At 56.2% G+C, this 25555-nt stretch carries 20 protein-coding genes, 1 tRNA gene and 2 pseudogenes; 13 read left to right on the plus strand and 10 right to left on the minus strand.

Annotation, left to right across the window (positions count from 1 at the left end):
- Positions 1-21: 21 nt before the first annotated feature.
- From D9V82_RS04870 to D9V82_RS04880, 3 genes are all read left to right on the plus strand, one after another.
- Positions 22-1221, plus strand: coding sequence for a DNA polymerase III subunit delta' (locus tag D9V82_RS04870; RefSeq protein ID WP_121911301.1), 1200 nt, complete (start codon positions 22-24; stop codon positions 1219-1221).
- A 125-nt stretch (positions 1222-1346) separates the two neighbouring features.
- Positions 1347-1422, plus strand: a tRNA-Thr gene (locus D9V82_RS04875).
- 87 nt (positions 1423-1509) lie between these two features.
- Positions 1510-1986: a hypothetical protein gene (locus D9V82_RS04880; protein ID WP_121911303.1), complete on the plus strand. Its 477-nt coding sequence runs from the start codon at positions 1510-1512 to the stop codon at positions 1984-1986.
- Here D9V82_RS04880 and D9V82_RS04885 read toward each other — a convergent pair.
- Complete coding sequence (locus D9V82_RS04885) at positions 1970-3592, minus strand: AMP-binding protein (RefSeq protein WP_121911305.1); 1623 nt, start codon at positions 3590-3592, stop codon at positions 1970-1972. The two genes, D9V82_RS04880 and D9V82_RS04885, sit on opposite strands and share 17 nt — an antisense overlap.
- 246 nt (positions 3593-3838) lie before the next feature.
- On the opposite strand from D9V82_RS04885, the gene D9V82_RS04890 reads away from it, so the two are divergent.
- Together D9V82_RS04890 and D9V82_RS04895 are read left to right on the plus strand one after the other, a co-directional pair.
- Positions 3839-4924: an S-(hydroxymethyl)mycothiol dehydrogenase gene (locus tag D9V82_RS04890; RefSeq protein WP_121911307.1), complete on the plus strand. Its 1086-nt coding sequence runs from the start codon at positions 3839-3841 to the stop codon at positions 4922-4924.
- On the plus strand, positions 4924-5538 hold the full coding sequence (locus D9V82_RS04895; RefSeq protein WP_121911309.1) for an MBL fold metallo-hydrolase: 615 nt from the start codon (positions 4924-4926) through the stop codon (positions 5536-5538). Before D9V82_RS04890 ends, D9V82_RS04895 begins: the two co-directional genes overlap by 1 nt.
- Here the strand turns inward: D9V82_RS04895 and rfbA are convergent.
- The 6 genes from rfbA to D9V82_RS04925 form a co-directional block, all read right to left on the minus strand.
- Positions 5535-6383, minus strand: a complete 849-nt coding sequence (rfbA, locus tag D9V82_RS04900; RefSeq protein WP_121911311.1) for a glucose-1-phosphate thymidylyltransferase RfbA — start codon at positions 6381-6383, stop codon at positions 5535-5537. The genes D9V82_RS04895 and rfbA overlap by 4 nt on opposite strands.
- A gap of 2 nt (positions 6384-6385) precedes the next feature.
- Positions 6386-7813 carry a dTDP-4-dehydrorhamnose reductase gene (gene rfbD, locus D9V82_RS04905; RefSeq protein WP_234457830.1) on the minus strand — a complete coding sequence of 476 codons (1428 nt, stop codon included), beginning with the start codon at positions 7811-7813 and terminating at the stop codon, positions 6386-6388.
- A 2-nt stretch (positions 7814-7815) separates the two neighbouring features.
- Positions 7816-8811, minus strand: coding sequence for a dTDP-glucose 4,6-dehydratase (gene rfbB / locus D9V82_RS04910; RefSeq protein WP_183122432.1), 996 nt, complete (start codon positions 8809-8811; stop codon positions 7816-7818).
- A gap of 143 nt (positions 8812-8954) precedes the next feature.
- Positions 8955-10586: an HNH endonuclease signature motif containing protein gene (locus D9V82_RS04915; RefSeq protein ID WP_234457831.1), complete on the minus strand. Its 1632-nt coding sequence runs from the start codon at positions 10584-10586 to the stop codon at positions 8955-8957.
- Positions 10587-10739: 153 nt separating this feature from the next.
- Entirely contained in the window at positions 10740-12065 is a 1326-nt protein-coding gene (locus D9V82_RS04920) for a M1 family metallopeptidase (protein ID WP_121911315.1), read from the minus strand.
- 39 nt (positions 12066-12104) lie between these two features.
- Positions 12105-13184, minus strand: coding sequence for an alpha/beta hydrolase (locus tag D9V82_RS04925; RefSeq protein ID WP_121911316.1), 1080 nt, complete (start codon positions 13182-13184; stop codon positions 12105-12107).
- 607 nt (positions 13185-13791) lie between these two features.
- Here D9V82_RS04925 and lpdA point away from each other — a divergent pair.
- A complete protein-coding gene (lpdA, locus tag D9V82_RS04930; RefSeq protein WP_121911317.1) occupies positions 13792-15204 on the plus strand; it encodes a dihydrolipoyl dehydrogenase in 1413 nt (470 codons plus the stop codon).
- Between the two features lie 174 nt (positions 15205-15378).
- Here lpdA and ramB read toward each other — a convergent pair whose 3' ends face one another.
- On the minus strand, positions 15379-16788 hold the full coding sequence (gene ramB, locus D9V82_RS04935; RefSeq protein WP_121911318.1) for an acetate metabolism transcriptional regulator RamB: 1410 nt from the start codon (positions 16786-16788) through the stop codon (positions 15379-15381).
- Between the two features lie 372 nt (positions 16789-17160).
- On the opposite strand from ramB, the gene D9V82_RS04940 reads away from it, so the two are divergent.
- The 5 genes from D9V82_RS04940 to D9V82_RS04960 all read left to right on the plus strand — a co-directional run bounded on the left by D9V82_RS04940 (position 17161) and on the right by D9V82_RS04960 (position 22714).
- Positions 17161-17916: a succinate dehydrogenase cytochrome b subunit gene (locus tag D9V82_RS04940; RefSeq protein WP_121911319.1), complete on the plus strand. Its 756-nt coding sequence runs from the start codon at positions 17161-17163 to the stop codon at positions 17914-17916.
- A 15-nt stretch (positions 17917-17931) separates the two neighbouring features.
- Positions 17932-19947 (plus strand): fumarate reductase/succinate dehydrogenase flavoprotein subunit, encoded by a 2016-nt coding sequence (locus tag D9V82_RS04945; protein ID WP_121911320.1) that lies wholly within the window; start codon positions 17932-17934, stop codon positions 19945-19947.
- A complete protein-coding gene (locus tag D9V82_RS04950) occupies positions 19947-20696 on the plus strand; it encodes a succinate dehydrogenase/fumarate reductase iron-sulfur subunit (RefSeq protein ID WP_121911321.1) in 750 nt (249 codons plus the stop codon). The genes D9V82_RS04945 and D9V82_RS04950 overlap by 1 nt, the downstream gene beginning before the upstream one ends.
- Before the next feature lie 56 nt (positions 20697-20752).
- The gene (locus D9V82_RS04955) at positions 20753-21127 is read left to right on the plus strand and encodes a hypothetical protein (protein WP_121911322.1); all 375 of its coding nucleotides are present in this window, start codon (positions 20753-20755) and stop codon (positions 21125-21127) included.
- 402 nt (positions 21128-21529) lie between these two features.
- Positions 21530-22714, plus strand: a complete 1185-nt coding sequence (locus D9V82_RS04960) for an alpha/beta hydrolase (protein ID WP_167449731.1) — start codon at positions 21530-21532, stop codon at positions 22712-22714.
- A 160-nt stretch (positions 22715-22874) separates the two neighbouring features.
- On the opposite strand, the gene D9V82_RS04965 is transcribed toward D9V82_RS04960, so the two are convergent.
- Positions 22875-23399, minus strand: a complete 525-nt coding sequence (locus D9V82_RS04965; RefSeq protein WP_234457961.1) for a hypothetical protein — start codon at positions 23397-23399, stop codon at positions 22875-22877.
- Here D9V82_RS04965 and D9V82_RS04970 point away from each other — a divergent pair.
- Positions 23398-23545 (plus strand): annotated as a pseudogene (locus D9V82_RS04970) (transposase); the annotation flags it as partial. The gene D9V82_RS04965 and the pseudogene D9V82_RS04970 sit on opposite strands and share 2 nt — an antisense overlap.
- 197 nt (positions 23546-23742) lie before the next feature.
- On the opposite strand, the pseudogene D9V82_RS12395 reads toward D9V82_RS04970, so the two are convergent.
- A pseudogene (locus D9V82_RS12395) lies at positions 23743-24907 on the minus strand (IS3 family transposase).
- Positions 24908-25075: 168 nt separating this feature from the next.
- On the opposite strand from D9V82_RS12395, the gene D9V82_RS04980 reads away from it, so the two are divergent.
- Positions 25076-25342 (plus strand): IS3 family transposase, encoded by a 267-nt coding sequence (locus D9V82_RS04980; protein WP_167449734.1) that lies wholly within the window; start codon positions 25076-25078, stop codon positions 25340-25342.
- The last annotated feature ends 213 nt before the right edge of the window (positions 25343-25555 follow it).

Raw genomic sequence — 25555 nt, forward strand, 5'->3', positions numbered from 1 at the left:
AAGACCAGTAGGCTAGAGCGAGTGAATACGGCAAGCGTGGCGCAACGATTGGCAGATACCCCAGGTGTAGCTCACACTATCTTGGGCGCCGCGCGGGCAGCGCGGGGGATGCCGGGGGCAGATCCGCGCGCGATGAGCCATTCCTGGCTCTTTACCGGCCCTCCCGGTTCCGGGCGAACCTTGGCCGCAATCGATTTTGCGGCCGCGCTCATGTGCACGAATCCGGAGGAGCCGGGCTGTGGAAAATGCGAGGCCTGCCGCGCCGTGCTAGGCACTAAGCAGCACACGGACCTGGTCTTGGTGGACCCGCAGGAGGTCATCATCCCGGTGGATACGGTACGCGAGGTCATCGGGCGCGCCGCGAGCCTGCCCACGGTCGCGCCATGGCGGGTCGTGATCTTCAATCACGCGGATCGTCTCAACAACAATGGTGCCAACGCGCTGCTCAAGACGGTGGAAGAACCGCCGGAGCGCACCGTAATTATCATGTGCGCGCCATCCGATGCCCCCGAGGACTTCTCCCTGACCCTCCGCTCGCGGTGTCGGCACCTGTATATCCCCTCGCCTCCGGTGGAGAATATCGTCGCCCAGTTGGTGAGCGAAGGCGCCTCGGATCACGATGCCCGCCTTGCCGCCGTGACCTCCCTGCGGCACGTGGGCAGGGCGCGCCACTTGGTGGCAAATCCTGCGGTGCAAAAACGCCGCGCAGTGGCAATCAATTTGGCCGAGTATATCTTTCACGAATCACAGGCCTTTCAGGCGGTGACCTCGCTTCTTAAACTGGTAGATGCGGAGGCGAAGGAATCACACAAGCAGGAAGAAGAAGCGGAGCTGGCCAAGCTGGAAAATGCCTTTGGCATGGGCGCGAAGGGCAAGGGGGCGGCTAAGGCGCAGCGCGACGCCCGATCTGCCATCAAAGACTTACAAGAACAACACAAAAAGCGGGCGAAGCGGCGGGTTATCGATAGCCTCGACTTGGTGCTCGTTGATCTCTCCGGAATCTATCGCGACGCGCTGATGACAAAGGTGGGTGCGCGGGTGGAGATGACGCACCCGGACTTCGCGGGGCTATCCAGTGAGCTAGCTCAGCGGGTGAGTGAGGAAGGACTCTTGGAGTGCCAGACCGCCATTTCTTATTGCCGCGAGCAGCTGACCCAGAATGTGGGCACGCAGATCGCCTTCGACGGTTTGGTGGGCAGGTTGCGACGGGCCTGCCTCTAGCCCCCGAGTCTGTTTCTAGTACCGGTTTGGCCTTAAGCACCGGCCCCGCGAAAACCCAGCCTGAGCCCCGATTTCTTTTCCGCGCCACCCCTGCGATAGAATCGCCAGTGCTGCTTAAGCAGCGCGCCGCCTTAGCTCAGTCGGTAGAGCATTTCACTCGTAATGAAAAGGTCGCGAGTTCGATTCTCGCAGGCGGCTCCATTGTTGTACGTGGGGTTCCTTCCTTAAAATGAGCTGTACTACAATAGAACCAGGCTATATCACCTGGATAGGGGAGGGGGCAGTGTAATGCTTATTGCTACCGTCGCAGCAGAAATTCTCTTTTGGGCGTGCCTTATGCTTGGCGTTGTTTTCCGATACATCGTTAAAGCCCCAGGAATCGGACTGGCATTTTTTATCGCTACGCCAATCATTGACATAGTCCTGCTGATTTTCTCATTTTTCACCATGCATAGTGACGGCGAAGCGGGATTTATGCACGGTTTCGCAGCTTTTTATATCGCTTTTTCGCTGGTATTTGGCGGCGATATCATACGCGCAGTAGATCGGAAACTCAGCGGGAGGTCGAAAACCGGATCTGGGCATCAGTCCGATAATAATTTAAGAAAATGCGTATATGCCAGTGCGGTGACGGCTGCGATCCTTATAGTTGGCATCGCGGTGGTAGGGCTAAACGGCAGCTTTTGGTTGATTTATTGGCTTATTGCCGTGATTTTTACCCCACCGATGTGGTGGGGCGTTGAAAAACTTAGTCGCCGTGCTTAAGCAGGCGCGGAACCACCTTGCCGGTGGCATTGCGCGGCAGCTTGGACAGGAAGTGTACGTCGCGGGGCACGGAGTGCTCGGCGAGCTTATCGTGTACCCAAGTGCGGATGGCATCGGCGGTGAGATCGCGGCCGGCGGCATCGTCAGTAGGCACGGCCCACACAGCGATGCGGCTGAAGGTCTCGCTATCCTCCACGCCAGTTGCGTACACCTCATCGATGCCGGGCATGGCCTCGAGCACCTCTGTCACAGATTGGGGATGGACATTCTCGCCGCCCACGATGATCATGTCATCGGCTCGGCCTACGACGTGAAGGAAGCCCTGCTTGTCGATGTACCCGAGATCACCGATCGACAACAACCCATCGACCCGATTGAGCTTGAGCTTAGGGTTGGTAAAGCCGGTCATGGCAGTGGAGTTGAAGAGGTAGATTTCGCCCACCTCGCCGTGGGGAACGGGGCGGCCCTCCTTATCGAGGATGCGCAGCTTCGTGCCATTAGCTACCTTGCCCACTACATCTGGGTTTTCTGCGACCTGTTCCATTGTGGCCGTCGAGGCGAGGGCGAGCTCCGTGGAACCGTAGACGTTGCACAGGATGGGGCCGAAGCGCGCATTGGTGTCCTTGACCACTTGCGGGGTAAGCGCATTGCCGGCAGAGGCGATGAAGATCAGGCTGGAGGTATCGAAGGTGCCCTCGGGATCGAGATCCACCATGCGTTTGAAAAAGATGGGTGAGGAAATCATGCCGTCGAGGCGGTAGCGCTGGACATCATCCAGCACCTGCTCCGGCTCAAAAACGCGGCGGGTGACGACGGTATTGCGCAGGCCAAAAGCGATATTAATGCAGCCCCAGCCCCAGGTGTGGAAGATAGAGGTTGTCATATGCACGCGCTGATCGGCGCGCCACGGGATAGTATCCACGATGGAAGCGAACACGACCGGCAACGTCGGCTCGGGACGCACGATGCCCTTGGGGATGCCGGTGGTACCGGAGGACATCAGCACGATGGGGCCGTGTTTGGGAAAGGCCGGTAGTGCGACATCGAGGGGATTTTTGACGATCTTGTCGAGCTTTGGGAGATCGCTTGCCCCAGTATCGTGGCCGATGATGATGGGGATATCGAGGTCGGGATGGACGCGGTCGATGAATTCATCATCGATGACGAGGACGTTAATGCCATTTTCTTCGATGCATCCGGCCAGCTGTTCTGGGGAGGAACCGACATTGAGCAGGTAGATCCCGGCTCCGACGTAACCCTTGGCACCGAGCGGGATAATGATGCCGCGGCCGTTGCGGGCCATGACGCCGAGCCGGATTTCTGGCAGCTGTAAAGACTGCAGGTAACGGGCAAAATTCTGAGTATGGGAGCGTAGCTGGCGGTAGGTGAGGGTGCCGTCGTCATCAATAAGCGCGAGGCGATCAGGGCAGGTTAAATAGGCCTGTTCGATTTCGCGGGCCGTGGTAAAGCGGTAGCGCGCAAGGTTGGGCAGGAGTTTGAGCTGCCCTTTGACGCCACCCTGATGGGTGACAATCCCTGCTTTAAAAAGCGCTGGGACGAACTGGCTGAGCGCGGAGGCTTGGAAGGTAATATCAGAAAATTTCATGAAACGGGAAACCTCAAAAAGCTTAGGTTAACAAAATTGAATCACCATCACTATCGTTAAAAGCACGGATGGTGTTTCTTCCATCTGTTAAATGTTACTAGAGTGACCGATCTAGGCGTAAGTTAGATGACGTGAAGACTGCCTTCTTCTTTAGGAAGGCTACATTCAGGGCCGACGGAAAACGCCTTTATAGTAATCATTTTCAATAAATTGGTGATATTGAAAATGTAGGTATGGTTGGAAGGCATGACTGTAAAAGCTGTTATTGCCCGCTCTAAGGGCGCGGAAGTTGAGACCGTAAATATCGTCGTTCCAGATCCCGGCCCCAAAGATGTTATCGTGCGAGTGCAGGCCTGTGGCGTATGCCATACTGACTTGGCTTATCGCGATGGCGACATCGAGGATGCCTTCCCTTTCCTGCTGGGCCACGAGGCGGCAGGTGTGGTGGAGACCATAGGTTCTGCAGTCACCCACGTGGAGGAGGGCGATTTCGTTGTCCTGAACTGGCGCGCAGTGTGCGGCGAGTGCCGCGCTTGCAAAAAGGGCGAGCCCAAGTACTGCTTCAATACCCACAATGCTTCCAAGGCCATGACCTTGGAGGACGGCACCGAACTGACGCCTGCGCTGGGCATTGGTTCCTTCGCGGAAAAGACCCTGGTCCACGAGGGGCAGTGCACTAAGGTCGATGACATGGACCCTGCTGCGGCGGGTCTGCTGGGCTGCGGCATCATGGCTGGCCTGGGCGCTTCTGTCAATACCGGCGATATCCAGTCGGGCGAGTCCGTGGCCATCTTCGGCTGCGGCGGAGTTGGCGTAGCTGCCGTTGCCGGTGCGAAGTTGGCGGGCGCGGCGAAGATCATCGCCGTAGACATCGACGAGTCCAAGCTGACGAACGCACGCGAGTTCGGTGCGACTGATACGATTTGCTCGCAGGGCATGTCGGAGCAGGAGGTCATCGATGCGGTACGCGATCTCACGGGCGGTTTCGGCACGGACGTCTCCATTGATGCGGTGGGCATCCAGGCGACGTGGCGCCAGGCCTTCTACTCCCGCGATCACGCTGGCCGCATGGTGATGGTGGGCGTGCCTAATTTGACCGACCACGTAGACATTCCGGCCATCGATCTCTATGGTCGTGGCGGTTCCATCAAGCCGGCTTGGTACGGCGATTGCCTGCCGGAGCGCGACTTCCCCGCATACGTTGTCCTGCACAAGGCCGGCAATTTCCCGCTGGATAAATTCGTTTCTGAACGCATCGCGCTTGACGATGTCGAGTCTGCCTTCCAAACTATGAAGGACGGCAAGGTATTGCGTTCGGTGGTGGAAATTTAATGCAGATTGAAAGCACGGTAACCTCTGGAAAGTTCCGCTTGGACGGCGGCGAATGGGACGTGGACAATAACGTCTACGTGCTGGGCGATGCCTCTCGTGTCTACATCGTCGACCCTTCACACGACCTCGATGCCGTGGCGGAGCTGGTGGGCGACCGCAAGGTTGAGGGCATCATCTTGACTCATGGCCACAACGATCACTGCGAGCTCGCGCCGGAGGCAGCGGAGCGCTTCGATACGGATGTCTACATGCACCCGGACGATGACATGCTGTGGAAAGAGACCAATGGTGATGCCCATTACATTGCCCTAGCCGATAACGGCCAGTTCGACATTAACGGTGAGAAAATCACCGTCTACCACACCCCGGGCCACTCGCCGGGCTGCGTTGTGCTCTACGTCGCTGGCACTTTGCTGTCCGGCGATACCCTGTTCAACGGCGGCCCGGGCGCGACGGGGCGCAAGTACTCGGACTTCGATGTCATCATCGAATCTCTGCGCAACGTCGTATTCAGTCTGCCGGATGACACCAAGGTCTTGCCAGGCCACGGCGATGCCACGACGGTGGGCGCGGAAGCCGCGCGCATCGACGAGTACATCGAGCGCGGCTACTAAAAATCGCGCAAGTACTCCCCGTAGCCGGATTTGAGGAGGGGCTGGGCTAGCGTCTTGAGCTCCGCCTGGGAAATGAATCCGGCTTCATAGGCCGCCACCTCGGGGGAACCGATGACGATGCCCGTCCTCTTCTGAATCACCTCTACGTAAGCGGCGGCCTCGCTCATCGAATCGACGGTGCCGGTATCTAGCCAAACACTACCGCGATGAAGGCGTTGTACGCTCAGCGCGCCGCGGCGCAGATAGGCCTCGTTGATGGAGGTAATCTCGAGCTCCCCGCGATCGCTAGGCGTGATGGACTTAGCGATATCGATAACCGAATTATCGTAGAAATATAGCCCGACGACGGCATGATTAGACCGCGGCTCCACCGGCTTTTCTTCAATACTGAGCGCGTGGCCCGCCTCATCGAATTCAACGACGCCGTAGCGCTGCGGATCTGATACCTCATAGGCGAAAATGATGCCGCCTTCGGGATCGCGGCACTGGCTTAGCTCCCCGCCGAATCCATGAAAGATATTATCGCCGAGGACCAGCGCGACGCTGTCATCACCAATGAAGTCCTCTCCGATTAAAAAGGCCTGCGCCAATCCCTCGGGGCGGGGCTGAACGGCGTAATCGATCATCAGCCCGAGTTGTGATCCATCCCCGAAGAGCCTTTGAAAGGCCCCGGCGTCCTCGGGGGTCGTAATGATGAGGATCTCCCGGATGCCCGCTTGGATGAGCGTAGTTAACGGGTAATAGATCATCGGCTTGTCATAGATGGGCATGAGCTGCTTAGAGATGCCCTTAGTAATAGGATAAAGCCGCGTTCCGGATCCGCCGGCAAGGATAATGCCTTTCATCGCTACTCCTCGTTAGCCCTGGCGTTTACTACGGCGCTGGGGTCGTGGGGATCGCTAGTGCGGGGAGAGGCGCTGGAGTCGCTAGGATACAGCGCGAGATACAAGGCGAGGGCAGCCCGCCAATTCGGTGGGGAAAACCCCGTGGCTTCGATTTTATCTAGGGAAAGCGTCGATTCTTTAGGCCGTGGTGCTTCGGGGCCGGCGATTTCCCGATACTGTTCGGTGCTTACCGGCGTGACCTCTGCTGGGTCGTGGCCCAGGCCGATGAATACGGACATCGCCATCTCATCGCGCCCGACGGTATCGCCGGAGTTGGAGATATTATAAATTCCATACTCAGGCCGGATGCGCAGGAGATGAGCGATGCCCTTAGCTAAATCCTCCGCGAAAGTCGGGCGCCCGCGCTGGTCATAAATGACTTTTGGCTCCTTATCCGCTTCGGCGAGGCGACGCATGGTGCTGATGAAATTTTGGCCGTCTCCAAATACCCACGAGGTGCGCACGACATAATGCTGCGGTGCGGTTTGTGCGGCGATTTCGCCAGCGGCTTTTGACGCCCCGTAGGTGGAAAGGGGCGAGGGGATTTCGTCTTCTGTGTGCAGCTGCTTGGATCCGTCGAAGATATAGTCGCTGGATATATGTACGAAGGTCAACTGGTTTTCGGCAGCGATGCGGGCGAGTTTGGCTGGCGCTGCGGCGTTCACGGCCCAGGCGGCGGCGCGATCGTTCTCAGCGCCATTGACATCGTTATAGGCGGCGCAGTTAATGATGGCTTCGTATTGTTTCCACCGGCGCTGCGGGGGATGAGTGATGTCGAACTCTGCATGGGTACAGAACTCGCCATTCTTGAGAACCCGCTTTAGCGCCCGGCCGAGCTGACCATTCGCACCGGTAACGAGGATTTTGCGGGGTGGCATGGGAACTACGTCTGCGAGCGGCGGCAGGTGCCTGTCTTTTTCTGATACCTCACGTGGTTCGAGGGGCCACTCCACAGCGTCGAGATTGGTTCCAGAATAGAGCGCATCGGGGGACCAGTGTTCGTTAACTAAGTAAGAGTAGGAAGTTTCCTCAAGAGCTTGGAACCCATTGGCTACTCCGCGCGGTACAAAGACGGCGGTCTCTGGCCCCACTTCATGGGTGACGATTTCCCCGAAGGTTGCAGAACCTTCCCGCAGATCACACCAGGCGCCAAAAATTTTACCGTGCGCGACTGAGACGAGCTTGTCCCAAGGCTCCGCGTGCAGCCCGCGCGTGGCACCGGTGCGATTATGAGAAATATTATTCTGCACAGGTTGGAACGAAGCCAGCTCTGGCGCGGCCTTGACGAGTTTATCGCGCTGCCAGTTTTCTTTGAACCAGCCACGGTTATCTCCGTGTACATCTAAATCAATAATGCATAGCCCTTTAATGGCGGTGGTGTGTACCTGCATAATTACTGTCCTTGCTCTTTATAACGGGCCTCTACAGATTCCTTTTGGCAGCGCCACTGGGTGTCGTTATCGCGATACCAAGCGATGGTATCTTCCAAGCCCGCCCGGATATCGGTATAGCGGGGGCGCCAATCTAATTCGCGGCGTAGCTTGGTAGCGTCCATGGCATAGCGTTGGTCGTGGCCGGGACGGTCTGCTACATGCTCGTACATGGCTCGGCCATCCTGGGTATGTCCCATGATTTCGCAAATCACCTCGATGATGCGCTTATTATCGATGTCCGGCTGGTCAGCGCCGATATTATACGTTTCACCAATCCTGCCCTCTTCGATGATTTTCAGCACCGCTGTGTTGTGATCATCGACGTGGATCCAGTCTCGCACCTGCTTACCCGTGCCGTAGAGCTTGGGAGCATACCCAGAGAGGATATTGGTAATTTGGCGCGGGATGAACTTTTCGATGTGCTGGTAAGGTCCGTAATTATTTGAACAATTAGAAATGGTGGCGCGCAGGCCGAAGGATCGGATCCATGCACGCACGAGGTGATCGGAGCTCGCCTTGGTGGCCGAATAGGGGCTGGACGGCGCATAGGCAGTCTCTTCCGTAAACTTGGTGTCTGCCCCAATTTCTAAGTCTCCGAACACCTCATCGGTAGAAACGTGGTGAAAACGGACATCGTAAGCCCGGCACGCCTCTAGAAGAATGTAGGTACCCACAACGTTGGTGCGGATGAACGGGGAGGGATTCCGTAGTGAATTATCATTATGGGACTCGGCGGCGAAGTGCACGACGATATCCGCCTTGGCGACGAGCGGATTCACCGTCGCCGCATCCGCGATATCACCCTGAACTAATTCCACATCGAGCCCCGCCAGGTTGTCCCGGTTGCCAGCATAGGTCAGCTTATCCAAGACGATGATGCGGGTATCTGGGCGAACCTTGGTCATGAGGCGCACGAAATTGGTGCCGATGAAGCCGACGCCGCCGGTAACGAGCATGGTGTGCATGAGTCCCCAGTCTAGGGCAGTTCGTCAATCTGCTGCGCGTGGCCAGCCCCAAAAGGCTTGGATACGTACTTTTAGGCCGCACGATACGATCGTACGGTCTGCAGGCGAGGTAGAGCATGGATAGTAGGGCACGCTTACGCTGCATCGCGCGGCGGCGGAGTTGGCCGGGGATGTCGGGGAGGCTGAGCAGGTGGCCCGGATGACTCAGGCGGCTCGGTCGGCGTGGGTGGAGAATCCTGCGCCGCAACCTGCTGCGAATTGGCTGGGGAATCGCCAGGGGAACCCGGCGGTGAATCCACCGGCGCATGAGGCTGAGCAAATCGGCCGGTGAGTTTGCGCGCCGGGGCTTGTCCTGCAGCGGGGGAGTCATTGAGATCCACTAAGGGAGAAAGCCCGCCGGTATGTGCCGAGCGGTAGCCTACCCGACCCGTTTCCGGGTCTCGTTCCGCATGACCCATGCCATTGCGGCCATCGCGGTTATCGTTATTATCCACGTGGTGTCGGCGGCATAAAAGCGTCAGGTTCCGGAGGTCGGTGGCTCCACCATGTGACCAAGCCTGCAGGTGGTGGACATCGCAGTCTTGCCACGGGCGGTTGCAGTCTGGATGGGTGCACACGATTTCATTGGCGGCAAGCGCAAGCTTTTGCCACAGTGAAGCGGTGCGCTTGGTGCGGCCAAGTTCTAGCGGAAAGCCCTTGTCATCGACTGCGCAGAAAAAGTCGTGCTGCGCAGCACCCAGGCGGAGAAGATCAAGCGGAGATAGGTCGATTCCCACGCTCGTGGTGAAGCGGGTGTCGCTGCTCATCGCTTGTAACTCTTCAAGGGTGGTGGCGACGAAGAAAGAACCGAGGCCGTCCGATTTCTTTTGACCTGCGGACAAATAGCTGCCAAGTGCCGCGGTCAACTGATCCGCCATGCGCTGGGCATAGGTGCGGGTATCGTCTTTGGGGCTCAGACTCTCGCTGCCCTTATTCTTGGCGGGGGCAAAAGTGCTGGCCAAGATCGCGGCGGCGGAAGCATCGAGGTAGCCGGAGATATGCACCCCACCGTCTGCATCTTGGTGGGAAATGCTGAAGCGGCGCTTACGGGTGGCGGCGTGCGGATCGCGCTTCCCGGAGGGGTCGAGGGCATGCCTATTCGCCTTGCGGATAGCCTGCCGGAGCCAATCGCGCAGGGATTCGTAGGAGCGGCTTTTAGCTTGCTCTAAAGCCTTATTGCGCAGCTCCCGCGGCCCAGGAACCGCGAATTTATTGAGGTTGCGCAGCTCCCGTTCGATGAGGTTGAGAATGCGCTCCGGGATGGGGTCTTCCTCGAGGAGCTGCTTGCGGCGCTGTTCTTCCGCGCGGCGCTCACGTTCGGCGCGGCGGCGCGCTTCCTCCTCGGCTTTCTTTTGCGCGGCCGCGTCTGGCTTGCCATCTTCTGGCAGAGGAGTAGGTCCTGGATCCTCGATGGGTGCGAACAGGTTCTTGCCATTGCGTAGGCGGGCGGCGGCCTCGGATTCCGTGAGTCCGAGGCGGGCAACTAGGTAGTCCTTGGCCTTAGAGGAGCCGACCCTCCTGCCGGCATCATCGCGCTCTGCAATAAAGGCAAAGGCAGCATCGATAGTGGATTTATTGCCCAGCGCCCGCTCTAGATGTTCGAAGTGGGGATGGAGCAATTCGAAGGAGAGATCGTCCGGATTCTGCATAAGGTTGCGCAGGCGCGTAAGCCCCGCGGCCACATCTGAAATAGCTGTACTGATTTCCGTATGCTTGGTAGTTTCCATGACCCCCTCCTCTCTTATTCGATTTCATGTTCTATTATAACCGGATAAAATACCAGCGCAACAGAAAGAAAGGAATTGGTCAATAGACTATATATTCCCCACTCGAACAGACTTTAGCGCAAGGAAAACCACGTCCATCAGCGGCCAAACCCACTAGTCCGGAAACTGAGGTAACGCGGTCTCATCGAGCCAGGCGGTAACAGTTGTATCGAAAAGAGCAGCGTCTGGCGCGGCCTTCCGGAAAGCCGAGAGGAGATCGCCGGACTGGACCACGGAGTGCTGATGCTGGGTGAGGTAGGAGGAGAGGGTGGGGAAGAAGGCATCGCCAAGCAGCCGGTGAATGGCGTGCACTGCGAGGGCGCCACGCTTGTACACGCGGTCATCGAACATGTCGCGCGCCCCCGGATCAGAAATCTGAATGTCTTGGCGCTTGCGCGTCAGCACATGGTAATGCGAGCGTGCCGCCCGGCGCGCGGACACAGCTCCCTTGTGCTCACCCCATAGCCATTCGCTGTAGCAGGCAAAACCTTCATTGAGCCAGATATCTTTCCACTCAGAAAGCCCAACGGAATTGCCAAACCATTGGTGGGATAGCTCGTGCGCAATGAGCCTCTCGAAGGCGTGATCGCCTTTCACATGGTTGGAACCAAAAATGGACAGTCCCTGGGCCTCGAGAGGAATCTCAAGCTCATCCTCGGTGATGACGACCTGATATGTGGGAAACGGATAAGGACCGTAGATCGAAGAGAAAAAATCCACCATCTCTTGTTGCTGAGAAAATTCCTCCCGCACCCGATCGCGCAAGAACGCTGGTGCCCACGCCTGGGTATTAGGCCCTAAAGAATAAGAAGAAAACTCGCCCACCTGCACCGTTGCCAAATATGTGGCCATGGGGTGGCGCGTGCGGTAGTGCCACTGGGTGGTCGATCCGCTGGCTTTGCGGGAGACCAATTCTCCATTGGAGATGACGGTAAAAGGGCTATCTGCGGTGATGATGATGTCGTACAGGGCCTTTTCTGAAAGCGTGTCATCGCAAGGGAACCAGCTGGGTGCACCATTGGGTTGGCTAGCCACCAATGCGCCGGATTCAGTTTCCTCCCAGCCGATTTCGCCCCACGTGGTGCGGATGGGGCGGGGGCTGCCGCCATAGCGAATATGCAGTTCAAACTTGGTATCGGCAGCGATTTCTTCTGTAAAACGCAGGCGCAGTTTCCCAGAAGATTGGTGGAACTTGGTCACCCGCGGGGCATGTTTGGCGGTCACGCGCCGGGCCACCATCGCCCCGCCAAGGTCCAGGGTTAAGGAAGTCAGGTTCTCTACCGCATGCACACTTAAAATGGCCTCGCCGTGGAGCAGGTTAGGCTCCACGCGGTAGTTTAAGTCCAACCTGTAGTGGGTGACTTTAAAACCGAGGTTGAAGTCCACGCCGGTATAAGGATCAGTGTGCGATCGCGAAAAAGCGGTAGGAAGCGTTTTCATAATGGTGCGATCCTACCGCCTGTGAGACAGAGCCTAAATTTAGCTATTGAAGGCCCGCTCGAATACTGGCCACGAATCCTTCAGATCCTGAATCCAGTTCGGCCACGAGTGGGTTCCGGTATTGCGGAAGTTGTAGGTGGCTGGAACGCCGACCTGATCAAGCTTGGCCTTGAGGTTGTGGGTGCAGTAGCTCACCCCAGCCTCGATGAGGCCGCCCTCAATCTGCAGGTTGGCGGAGCCTAGCGCTGCCTGGCGCGGGTTCAAGCCCTTGGATTGGAGGTAGGAAAATGTATCTTCCGCGCTGGCTAAACCGGACCCCGAGGAAATGTACAGCTCGGTACCGCGCAGCTTTTCTGCGTTCATCAGGGCGTCGTTGTAACGGTTAGTTTCGGAGCCGTACGGACCCCACATCTGTTCCACGCTAGCGCCACCGCGGTTGACGGTGAGCTTTATGCCTTGGCGCTCCAGCGGGTAGGCGGTAGCGGCACATCCAGCGAAAGAGCCCACTGCATCGTAGAATCCCTGGTTGTGCTGGGCTAACAGCAGGGAAGAGGTAGCGGACATGGACATGCCGGCAATCGCGCGATGGTTATCGGCGTTAAGGTGCTTCTCAATGGCGCCCGGCAGCTCCTTGGTCAGGAATGTCTCCCACTTCTGTGGTCCCTGCAGGTACCTCGAATTCGGCTCGGAGATCCAGTCGGTGTAGTAGGAGAAAGCGCCCGCCTGCGGGACGACGACGTTGATGTCCTTTTCGTGGTAGAAGTCAACGGCATCAGAAAGCTTCAGCCAGTCCATGTCCTGTTCTGCTCCACCGGCACCATTAAGCAAATACAAGGTCGGGCGGTTCTCATTCTGGGCCCGGATGACGGCCAGAGGAATCTTGCGCCCGTTCATTGCCGGCGAGGTTGCCTCGAGCTTTTCAACGCGCGCATCGTCTTTGTATTTCTTGTACCAGGACTTACTTTGGATTTCCGGGGTAGGTTCCAGTGGGGAAATCGTGGACTGTGCGGCATCGCCCGCCACCTGTTGTGGGGTCAGCTCGGCGGCACCTGCCGCGGGGGCATAAGCCAAGCCTGCGCAAACTGTGGCTGCCGCGAGGACAGAATTGAGACGCTTCATGGTGCTTCTTTCCTGTAGGGAGTGGACTCGGTAACTATACTTCGGCCGCAAGAGATCGGCATCTTGGGAAGTATGTTCAGTATTCTTATATATAGAACTACCCATCAAACCCATGCTGGTAAAGGCTTTGGCTGATGTTGGGGGAGTAGTGGGGGTAGAAATACTTTCATTAACTTTACTGCGGCAAATTGCAACTAGCGCTGTAAGATCCGAAGTGTCTATGCCATAATTGCCTCATGAAGCACGGTGTGGCGCGGTTGGTAGCAGTATCAGCTGCGTTGTTGCTTTTTGTGTAAAAAGCTGTGCAGTGCGAATGTCTACTGCACCCCTATCAACAGAAAGAACATCAATGAACGTTTTCGATTCCACCCTCGTATCCTTCAACGAATTCATCGGGCCATTCGTCCACTCTTCATTGGATGCATATTCCAAGCTGCTAGTATCCTTGGGAATTATTTAACTCCAGGATTACTTGGGTCCGCATGCGCTGCTTGCCGATGCCTCCCCCTATAAAGGTCCCTTTCTTTCCACCGCAGTTTGGGGTGGGGTGCCCCCTAGGGTGAGCAACTACGCGACAATGAGGACAAAGTTACGTATCCTGTAGGGCGTGACTAACGAACATTATGACGTAGTAGTACTCGGTGCGGGCCCTGGCGGCTACGTTGCCGCCATCCGCGCAGCTCAGCTTGGAAAGAAAGTCGCTGTTATTGAAAAGCAGTACTGGGGTGGAGTCTGCCTCAATGTAGGCTGTATTCCCTCCAAAGCGCTGCTGAAGAATGCAGAGGTTGCCCATACCTTTAACCACGAGGCCAAGGACTTTGGCATCTCCGGTGATGTTTCCTTTGATTTCGGTGCGGCCCATAAGCGTTCCCGCAAGGTTTCTTCGGGCATCGTCAAGGGCGTTCACTACTTGATGAAGAAGAACAAAATCACCGAGATCAACGGTCTGGGGTCCTTTAAGGATGATAAGACCATTGAGATCACTGAGGGCGATGATGAGGGTAAGACCGTTACCTTCGATGACTGCATCATCGCTACTGGTTCTGTAGTCAAGTCCCTGCCTGGCGTTGAGCTCGGCGGCAATATTGTCTCCTATGAAGAGCAAATCCTCAACGATGAAGCACCGAAATCCATGGTTATCGTGGGTGCCGGAGCCATCGGCATGGAATTTGCCTATGTGCTGGCCAACTACGGCGTGGACGTAACCATCGTGGAGTTCATGGACCGCGTCTTGCCAAATGAGGACAAGGACGTATCCAAGGAAATTGCCAAGCAGTACAAGAAGCTAGGCGTTACGCTCCTGACCGGTTACAAGACCACCTCTGTGAAAGACAATGGCGACGATGTCACCGTTGAGGTGGAATCCAAGGATGGTTCTAAGCAGGACACCCTGACTGTGGACCGCGCCATGATTTCCATCGGCTTCGCCCCGCGCGTTGAGGGCTTTGGCCTTGAAAACACCGGCGTTGAACTCACCGAGCGCGGCGCCATCAACATCGATGACCGGATGCGTACCAGCGTTGACCATATTTACGCCATCGGTGACGTTACCGCGAAGCTGCAACTGGCCCACGTGGCAGAGGCACAGGGTGTGGTAGCGGCAGAAACCATCGCTGGTGCAGAAACCCAGCTCTTGGGTGATTACAACAACATGCCGCGCGCTACCTTCTGCAACCCGCAGGTCGCATCCTTCGGCTACACCGAAGAGGCAGCCAAGGAGAAGTTCCCGGACAAGGATATCAAGGTTGCTACCTTCCCCTTCTCCGCAAACGGTAAGGCAGCCGGCCTGAATGAGACCGCCGGCTTTGTCAAGCTAATTGCTGATGGCGAGTTCGGAGAACTCATCGGTGGACACATGGTGGGCTCTAATGTTTCGGAGCTCTTGCCCGAGCTGACCTTGGCTCAGCGTTTCGACCTGACCGCTGAGGAAATTGGCCGTAACGTACATACGCATCCGACTTTGTCTGAGGCCATGAAGGAAGCCGCCGAGGGCATCGGTGGGCACATGATCAACCTTTAAACAAGACGGGCGCCAGCTCTCTAACGCCATAACGGCATCGCAGTGTTCTCCGGAAAAGAGTACCGCGGTGCCGTTTCTCTTTATACACAGTGCGCATCGCCCCACGCATCCTCCACGATGCATAAACTTGCGCAGGGCCTACAGACCGTGCGCGGCTAACTGACTTCGCGCCCGCTAATAAGGTGCGACCGCCGAGCGGTGGATATCGATATTGATAGCCTCATTAATGGGTGGAAAAGCGCGCTGCGAGCAGTTTTCGCGGGCGCAGGTGCGACAACCTGGACCTATGGGCATGGTGGCGTGGAGATTGGTGAGGTCGAGGCCTGCCGCATAAACTGTGCGATCGGCGTGGCGGGCCTCGCACCCCAGGCCAATCGCGAAAAGCTTATTGGTATCGCCGTAGCGCCCTTGGTGGTGCTGCACCGCGCGGGAAATCCACAAGTAGTTGCGCCCATCGGGCATCTGCGCGAGCTGGCGCGAAATCACTCCCGGGCGGCTAAAGGTCTCGTAAACATTCCACAGTGGGCAGGTGCCACCGTTATTGGAAAAGTGCACACCGGTGGCTGATTGCCGCTTGGACATATTGCCAGCGCGATCCACGCGAACGAAGGTAAACGGAATGCCGCGCAGCTTATCGCGCTGCAGGGTAGACAGGCGAGAGGCTACCGTTTCATATCCCACGCCGAAGACTTGGCACAGGTATTCCACGTCGTAGCCGGTTCGCTCGGCCTCGCTGTGCATCAAGGCATACGGCATGAGCGTGGCGGCAGCGAAATAACTGGCCAAGCCGCGTTTGGCCAGGCTGCGGGAAGCATCAGAAGTAAAGGGTTCATCGGCTACGAGCGCGGAAATCTGGTCCTGGGCTTCGAGCAGTCCAAGCTCGGCAGCCATGCGGAAGGCGCGTTGGCCTTCGCTCAGGCGCGAGGCGAGCGTGAACTGCCCGCTTTGGCAGTCAAAGCGGTGCAGGGTGCCATCCATCTGTGCTGTTAGCTGGATTTCTACGCCGTGTTCCTCGCGCAAGTGGTGTGCCAGCGCCTGTTCGATATCGCGAATACCAAATTGGGTGACCCCGAGCTTAACGGCCAGCGTCTCAGCGTGATGGTCCAACCCGTCCAGGTAATTTTGCCGAGCATAAAAGAAGTCGCGCACCTCATCGTGCGGCATGGATAAGCCAGCGGCGCTTTCCGATGCCCTCCTCGTATCCGTAGCCAGCGACAGCTTATCGCGTACATTGCGGTAGCGCCGGTGTACGTCCACGAGCGTGCGCGCTACGGTGGGGTGGTTATAGACCAGCTCCGATAATTCCTGGAGTTCCACGGGGGAGGGACACAGTTCCTTGTCCTGAATGACGTCCTGAATCTCCGCGAGGAGGCGGGAATCGTCGTCGCGGGAGAAAAAGGTGGCATCAACACCAAAGGCCTCGGTAATGCGCAGCAAGACCGGTACGGTGAGCGGACGGACATCGTGTTCAATCTGGTTGACGTAACTGGCAGAAAGGCCGAGGGTCTCAGCTAGGGAGGCTTGGCTGAGATCGCGTTCCCGGCGAAGCTGGCGAAGGCGAGAACCCACATACGTCTTACTCATGCGGCAAAGAGTACTAGTAGGAACCGCGGATGTGCATCTTTATGACGAAAATCTTGTGAAGACTCTTTGCTATATGGACAGGCGGTTTGTGGGGTTTCATGCGAAAGTTTGACACATTAAGGGGTGGACCAATCACTTGCACACAATGGAGTGTTAAACCTCACAGTTAGGGGTGCAAATATGAAACACCAGTATTGCGAAAATGAAGCTGCCCAAGGTGACAGCGTTTTCGCATTTTTATTTTCAGGATACCCTTACCTAAAAGATCTCACCGCCTAGTCGCGCCTGCGAACCCGGAGCAAATGACCGCTCGAAAATAACTAGTAACCAGCGGTTAAGCCCGGTTAAGGTAAGTACGACTATGGAGGTGTCATGACTGTAAGAAATCCGGACCGTGAGGCAATCGCTCACGGCCACATCACTAATGAACCAATTCGTCAGAAGCCCAGAACGCCATCGTGGGTACTGAAGCTCATCATGGCCGTCACCGGTTTGGTCTTTGCGCTTTTCGTGGTTGGTCACATGGCCGGTAACCTGAAGCTGTACATGCCCGCACACGACGGTGAGCCCGCCCTGGATGTGTACGGCGAGTTCCTGCGCTCGATGGGTGAACCGCTGCTCCCGCATGGCTCAGCCCTGTGGATTATCCGCATCGTGATGATTGCGGCGATCCTTGCCCACATCTACGGTGCCTTCACCCTGGTGTCCCGCTCTAAGGCATCCCGCGGCAAGTTCAAGCGCACCAACCTGATGGGTGGCCTGGATTCCTTCGCCACCAAGTCCATGCTGGTTACCGGTGTAGTGCTGCTGCTCTTCATCATCTTCCACCTGCTAGACCTCACTATGGGCGTACAGCCGATTGCCCCAGAAGCCTTCGTTGAAGGCGCTGTTAAGGCCAATATGATCGAAACCTTCAGTCGTTGGCCGGTCACCATCTTCTATGTGCTGGCAATGTGCTGCCTCTTCCTGCACCTGACCCACGGTATCCGCCTTGCTGCATCTGACCTGGGTATCACGGGTGCAAAATGGCGTCAGACCTTCTTGGTCTTGGCGTATGTCATCCCGGCCGTTGTCTGCATTGGCAACATCGTTATGCCTTTGTCCGTTGCCCTGGGCTTGGTCAGCTAAAGGAGATAGGAATCCATGACTACTACTGAACTCAAGCGTGAACACCCCAACTTCTCGCACCCAAAGTCCATCGTTGAGGGCGTCTCCGCTGGCAATATCTTGGAATCCCAGGAACCGCACGGCGTGCCGATGAAGGATATGTGGTCCCACCACGTTGACCACATGAACTTGGTCTCTCCACTAAATCGCCGCAAGTTCGAGGTGCTCGTTGTAGGTACCGGCTTGGCCGCGGGTGCTGCTGCGGCAGCCCTCGGGGAATTGGGCTACGGCGTTAAGGTCTTTACCTACCATGACTCCCCGCGCCGCGCGCACTCCATTGCTGCGCAGGGTGGCGTCAACGCCTCCCGCGCCAAGAAGGTGGACAACGACTCCGCCTACCGCCACACCAAGGACACCGTGAAGGGCGGCGACTACCGCTGCCGCGAGTCTGACTGCTGGCGCCTGGCTAAGGAATCCGTTCGCGTTATCGACCACATGAACGCCATTGGTGCTCCGTTCGCCCGTGAGTACGGCGGCACCTTGGCTACCCGTTCCTTCGGTGGTGTGCAGGTTTCCCGAACCTACTACACCCGTGGCCAAACAGGTCAGCAGTTGCAGCTGTCCACGACTTCGGCACTGTACCGGCAGATCGGACTGGGCAATGTGGAGCTTTTTGCCCATAACGATATGCAGGACATCATCACCTATGAGGACAACGGCAAGAAGCGTGCAGGTGGTATTGTCACCCGCAACCTGATTACCGGTGAACTCAAGGCTTTCACTGGCCACGCTGTCATCCTGGGGACCGGTGGTTACGGCAACGTCTACCACATGTCTACCCTGGCAAAGAACTCGAACGCCAGCGCCATGATGCGCGCTTATGATAAAGGCGCTTACTTGGCTTCCCCGGCGTTCGTGCAGTTTCACCCGACGGGCTTGCCGGTTAACTCCGACTGGCAGTCTAAGACCATTTTGATGTCGGAGTCCTTGCGTAACGATGGTCGCATTTGGTCCCCCAAGGAAGAGGGCGATGACCGTGACCCGAATACCATCCCGGAGGACGAGCGCGATTACTTTTTGGAGCGCCGCTACCCGGCCTTCGGCAACTTGGTTCCCCGTGACGTTGCCTCCCGTGCAATTTCCCAGCAAATCAACAAGGGCTTGGGCGTTGGACCGTTGCACAACTCGGTCTACCTTGACTTCCGCGATGCAATCCAGCGGTTGGGCAAGGACAAGATCCGCGAGCGCTACTCCAACCTCATTCAGATGTATGAAGAGGCTATTGGTGAGTCCGCCTACGAGACCCCAATGCGCATCGCTCCTACCTGTCACTTCACCATGGGTGGACTGTGGACCGACTTCAATGAAATGACCTCCATCGATGGTCTCTTTGCCGCAGGTGAATGCTCTTGGACCTACCACGGTGCTAACCGTCTGGGTGCTAACTCCTTGCTTTCGGCTTCTGTCGACGGCTGGTTCACTTTGCCGTTTACCATTCCGAACTATTTGGCAGACCACCTCAACGAGGATAAGCTGGCCGAAGATTCTGCAGAGGCACAGGAGGCTGTCAAGCAAGCCCAAGAGCGCATCGATAAGCTGATGCAGGTCAGCGGCGATGACCCGCACGGTCCGTCCCACTACCACCGCCAGCTGGGGGACCTGTTGTACTTCGGCTGCGGTGTGTCCCGTAACGTTGAGGACCTGAAAGACACCATCGAGAAAATCCGAAATCTGCGCGATGATTTCTGGAAGAACGTTCGCATTCCTGGTGAAGCGAATGACATGAACCAAGTCCTGGAATATGGCCTGCGCGTTGCCGATTACCTGGACCTGGGTGAACTCATGTGCATTGACGCCCTCGACCGCGATGAGTCTTGCGGCGCTCACTTCCGCGAAGATCACCTTTCTGAGGAAGGTGAAGCCGAGCGTGACGACGAAAATTGGTGCTTCGTTTCCGCCTGGGAGCCGGGCGAGAACAAGAACGAGTTCATCCGCCACGCAGAACCCCTGTACTTTGACTCGATCCCGCTGATGACAAGGAACTACAAGTAATGAAATTGACACTTGAGATCTGGCGTCAAGCCGGACCCACCCAGGAAGGTAAATTCGAAACCGTCCAGGTGGAGGATGCCTCGGAGCAGATGTCCATTCTGGAGCTATTGGACCACGTCAATGAAGGTTACGTTGAGCGCGGCGAAGAGCCTTTCGCTTTCGCCTCTGACTGCCGCGAAGGCATCTGCGGTACTTGTGGTGTGACCGTCAACGGCCGCCCCCACGGCCCGGGGCAGAACACCCCTGCCTGCCAGCAGCGCCTGTTCAACTTTAACGATGGTGACACCATTCAGCTGGAGCCCTTCCGCTCTGCTGCTTACCCCGTCATCAAGGATATGGTGGTAGACCGCTCCGCACTGGACCACGTGATGGAGCAGGGCGGTTACGTATCCATGGATGCCGGCACTGCACCGGATGCCGATACCATGCATATCAATCACGAGACCGCCGAGTACTCGTTGGACCACGCCGCCTGCATTGGTTGCGGTGCCTGCGTCGCTGCTTGCCCGAATGGTGCGGCACACCTGTTCACCGGTGCCAAGCTGGTTCACCTATCCATGATGCCGTTGGGTAAGGAAGAGCGCGGCAGCCGTGCCCGCAACATGGTTGCTGATTTGGAATCAAACTTTGGCCACTGCTCCCTCTACGGTGAGTGCGCCGATGTCTGCCCGGCTGGCGTCCCGCTGACCGCAGTGTCTGCCGTCACCCGTGAACGTGCACGCGCTGCTTTCCGTGGCAAGGATGACTAAGCTAGAGTTATTCGGTAGGAATACTAGGAACAAGAGAAAGACAGAAAGACTCCGCCATGAGCGATAACACCCACGTAGTTGCTGACTACCAGAGCGAAACGTATCCGGAGTTCTCCGGCAAGATTCAGGACAACTATATCGAAGGCTATGACCCGGTATCCTTCGCAGCTCCTCACTCTGCCCTTCTTCGTACCTCTACGTGGATCGGCATGGGTCTTATCTTGTCCTGCCTGCCAGCGGTGGGCACCTTCGTCTGGGGTCTCGGCGTTTGGGACACCCCGCTGGGGACCGCAGGTGAGGGCAACTACGGCCTGACTATCGCCATCGGAATCATCTCCTTGATTGTTATTGCTATCACCGCCGCCGCTTCCATTCACTACGGACGCCGCTACTACCGCCAGTACCGCAAGGAAACCGGCCGAGTTAACTAGTATTCGCTCTTAAGAACCTCCAGCCCCACCTCCCACAGCATTGAGAACATGCTCGGAGGCGGGGTTGTTCCTGTTTTGACGGAGAGCTGCCGCTTGGCGATGCCCCCTAGGCGCCCACACCCTATATGTGTTCGAGTGTGAACTGTCCCCAATTGGTGGGCACCTGATATCCAGCCCAGTCGGTTTAGCAAGATTGGTAATCTACCACCATGTCCGGGTACTGAGAACAGTTCACACGCGATGCTGTGGCCCTCTGTGAGAACAATGAGGATGGGCCCGACCCCGGCACACCCACTTTCCAAGGCAGGATTAATCTATAATAGTAACAAGATTCTATCCTGCTTAGATTGGAAGCTTATGCGAAGGGAAATACTTGCCCTAGGATTATCAGTGTCAGTAAGCATGCTCATGTTGTCTTCTTGCTCTCGCGATGATGGCAACAATGCGCAAGAGATAAATTCGACTGAGGAAGTGATGGATATGGGCGAAAAAGAAAGCGTAGTAGCCAGCAAGGTGGGCGTAGAGAAAGACCTTGTAGGCAAGATTGTCGAGATAGAAGAAGTAACTGCGGATGAAATAATCTCAGTGCCGAAAGGTGCTAAGAGCTATAAAGTCAGTTACGGTGCAAAAAACGCTTATGGTCAGCCTATCCTGTCAACAGGTTTGGTCACCCTGCCGAAAGGGACTGAGCCCGAAAAGGGGTGGCCTGTACTGAGCTGGGCGCATGGGACGACTGGGTTGGCAAAGAAGTGTGCGCCCTCGGAAGCGGATGCAACGCATCCAGATCGTGAGGCGCTGCAGCTTGTCGCTCAGAGCTATCTTCAGACTTGGTTGGATAAGGGGTTTGCTGTCATTCAACCAGACTATGAAGGTCTCGGAACGGTAGGTTCTGGTACATATATGGATCGACACTCCCTGGCTTCAGCCGTCAATGAGATGGTCCGTGCCACCCGCTCGGAGTTTTCTTTTGCTGATACATGGTACAACTCAGGGTGGAGCCAAGGGGGATTCGCTGCTGTTTCTGCAGCCTCTGCAGCTGATGTCCCATCGGGGCTCCAGGAGACGTTTGCTATCGCTCCGGGTGATACACAAATTCCTGGCGGTAAGGAAGCTGCGGATCTTGCTAAGAACCTCATCTCTGATGCTGATGAGAAAAGCGTAGCATACAGTGCATACGTGATTCGTGGAGCAATGAACTTCAACTCGGAGATAAAGGCTGAAGATCTCCTCAGTGATAGTGGCAGGAAGCTCATGGAACAAGCCTCTGAAAAGTGTCTTACCGCTTTAAAGGAGGAGAATACAATTCCGGGCAAGGATGTATTTGCCCCGGGTGCGAACCTAGACTCGCTCGTTGATCACCTCAACGCAAATTCAATGATTAATATGAAACCTTCTACACCAGTGAAAATTTTCATTAGTGAAGATGATGAAGTGATTAACTACGACATCATCTCAGACTCGGCAGGAAAACTGGCCGATGGGGACGGTACCCAGGTAGAAGTCATTGAGCACAAAGGGGAGTCACATCGAGATATGGTTCGCCGTGCTGTTGAAGATCAGAAGCCTTTCGTTAGTGCTCTGCGATAGATGCAATAGATCTGTATCTTCGGCAAAATAGTAAAAACAGCAGGTGGGCCGGCAATACACTGAGCCCGTGCCACTGTAAGCCGCTCCCCATTAGTTAGACTGGGAAATTAGTTGTCTATTAATGGAGGGCGGTTGTACGGGTGCGTAAGGTCCATCTGGCTTAGTTGTCAAACTCGTTCTTCAAGGCCAAACCGTGGACGGACATATTGTGCATCGTCTTTTTGCGAATGAAGCCGTGATGTTCGACGGTGGCGTTGAAATCAACCATGGGACGCGCCCACCCTGAGGTGGACATCGCCCACGTGCGATAAGTCTGATACAGGTCCCTGGCACGCTCAGACAGGTGCTCGTCGACGGCGCAGTGGGCGTCGAGGAACTGGGCGAACCAGTTATTCTCCTCCCGATATGCACTCGATGCAGCCACCACCCGTGCCGGTGGTGTCAGGTGATAGTCCTCGGCGTAGATGAGGCGCGCGCCCTCCATAATCCAGGTAAGAATCGCCGCGCCAGCCTCTTTGCAGAGGTGGTCGGCATAGTTCTTGATGTCGCTGTTGCCGTCGATTTTGGAGCCCGACCCTCGATGTGTCCACTTTTCGGGGGGCGAGCCCTGAGGACCTGACCCCCATTTGGTGGACACCTGATATCCAACCCAGTCGAGTTGGGAAGAAAGGTAATCTACCACCATGTCCAGGTACTCCGAACAGTTCAAACGCGATGCCGTGGCCCTCTATGAAAACAATGAGGACCTCTCGCTGAACTCAGCATCAGTAGAGCTCGGAATCAACCGTGCCTCGCTACATTCATGGGTCACCAAGTACGGCACCGGAAAGCGTGCGCGCATTAAAGCCGTGCAGGATAAAGCCCAAGCGGCGAATGAATCGTGAGACGCATCCGCCAGTGAGAGAAAGGAAAACGCGAAGCTGCGCGAAGAACGCGATATTCTGCGTAAGGCTGCCAAATATTTTTCTTAAAGCAACTCACAGGGAGTTCGGGCCCGACCCCCGAAAAGTGGACACATCGGGGGCTAGCTATGCTGCTTTGGTCCACGTAGCCGAAGTCTCGGCTTCAAAGACATCAGGGGCTACAAGGTTGCACCAGGAGTGCCGTCTTCGCGTGTTGTAGCGCATGCACCACCGGAAGACTTCCTGCCGGCAGGTCATCGGATCGTCAAAGATCTTCCTATCACGCAAGACTTCCCGCTTGAGCGAGGCGTTAAACGATTCCGCTAGGGCTTCTATCAGCACTCGTTCCTACCGCTGTCATAGACTGGCGCACACCCAACGACGAGCAGTAATTTCTGAAGGTTTGCGAGGTATACACACTGCCGTGATCGTCAATGAAAAATGGCCCCGTCAAGACTGCCACGCACACCATGTGCGCGGGATAGAGCATCGATGACCAGTGAGACCCGCATGTGGTCTGCGAATGTCATATCCTGCACGTTTGCGTGAATGAAGTGTCAATGACTGTGGCTAAGTACATGTTTGTGCCTCCCTTGCACGGCAGGTAGATACATATCGCCAACATAAACACGGTTCGGCGCGCTGGCGCTAAATTTACGGGCCTAGCAAATCCGGCATGACACGGTGGCCAGGCTGACGCCTGGTAGTAATGCATCGACGCCGTTTGCTAAAGCCTTGAAGTCCCATGGTTTTCATGATTCGTGCAACTTTCTTGTGATTGACCGGGGTATACACCAGGTCTTCCTTGAGGCTTGCCGCGATGCGTTTAGCACCGTAAAGACCATGTTCATCATCGAAGATGGTTGTGATTCTTGCACCAATAAGACCGTCGGAATACATCTTTAACCTGCGCTTTTTACGGGTGCTCACCCATGTATAAAACGAGGAACGATTCAGCTTCAACACGTGGCACATCCGCTTAACCGAGTACTCGGTTCGGTGGTCATAGACAAACTGGAAGCAGAACTCCCTGTGAGTTGCTTTAAGCAAAATACTTCGCGGCCTTACGCAGGATGTCACGTTCTTCGCGCAGCTTAGAGACTTCCTTTTCCAGCTGTCGGATTCGCGCAGAATCATTCGCCGCTTGGGCTTTATCATGCACTGCTTTTATGCGGGCACGTTTGCCGGTGCCGTACTTTTTGACCCATGAATGTAGCGAGGCTCGGTTGATTCCGAGCTCGGCTGATGCTGCGTTCAGCGAGAGGTCCTCATTGTTTTCATAGAGGGCCACACCATCGCGTTTGAACTGTTCTCAGTACCTGGACATGGTGGTAGATTACCTTTCTTCCCAGCTCGACTGGGTTGGATATCAGGTGTCCACCGAATGGGGGTCAGGTCCTTCTGCTTCCAGTGTGGCTATGACCACCGAACCGAGTACTCGGTTAAGCGGATGTGCCACGTGTTGAAGCTGAATCGTTCCTCGTTTTATACATGGGTGAGCACCCGTAAAAAGCGCAGGTTAAAGATGTATTCCGATGCCGTTATTGGTGCGAGAATCACAACCATCTTTGATGATGAACATGGTCTTTACGGCGCTAAACGCATCGCTGCGAGCCTTAAGGAGGACACGGCGTTTACCCCGGTTAATCACAAGAAAGTCGCACGAATTATGAAAGCCATGGGCCTTCAAGGGCTTTACCAAGCGGCGCCGATGTACCACCACTAGGCGTCAGCCTGGCCACCGTGTCATGCCGGATTTGCTAGGCCCGTAAATTTAGCGCCAGCGCGCCGAACCGTGTTTATGTTGGCGATATGTATCTACCTGCCGTGCAAGGGAGGCACAAACATGTACTTAGCCACAGTCATTGACACTTCATTCACGCAAACGTGCAGGATATGACATTCGCAGACCACATGCGGGTCTCACTGGTCATCGATG

Source organism: Corynebacterium macginleyi (assembly GCF_003688935.1).
Lineage (GTDB): Bacteria > Actinomycetota > Actinomycetes > Mycobacteriales > Mycobacteriaceae > Corynebacterium > Corynebacterium macginleyi.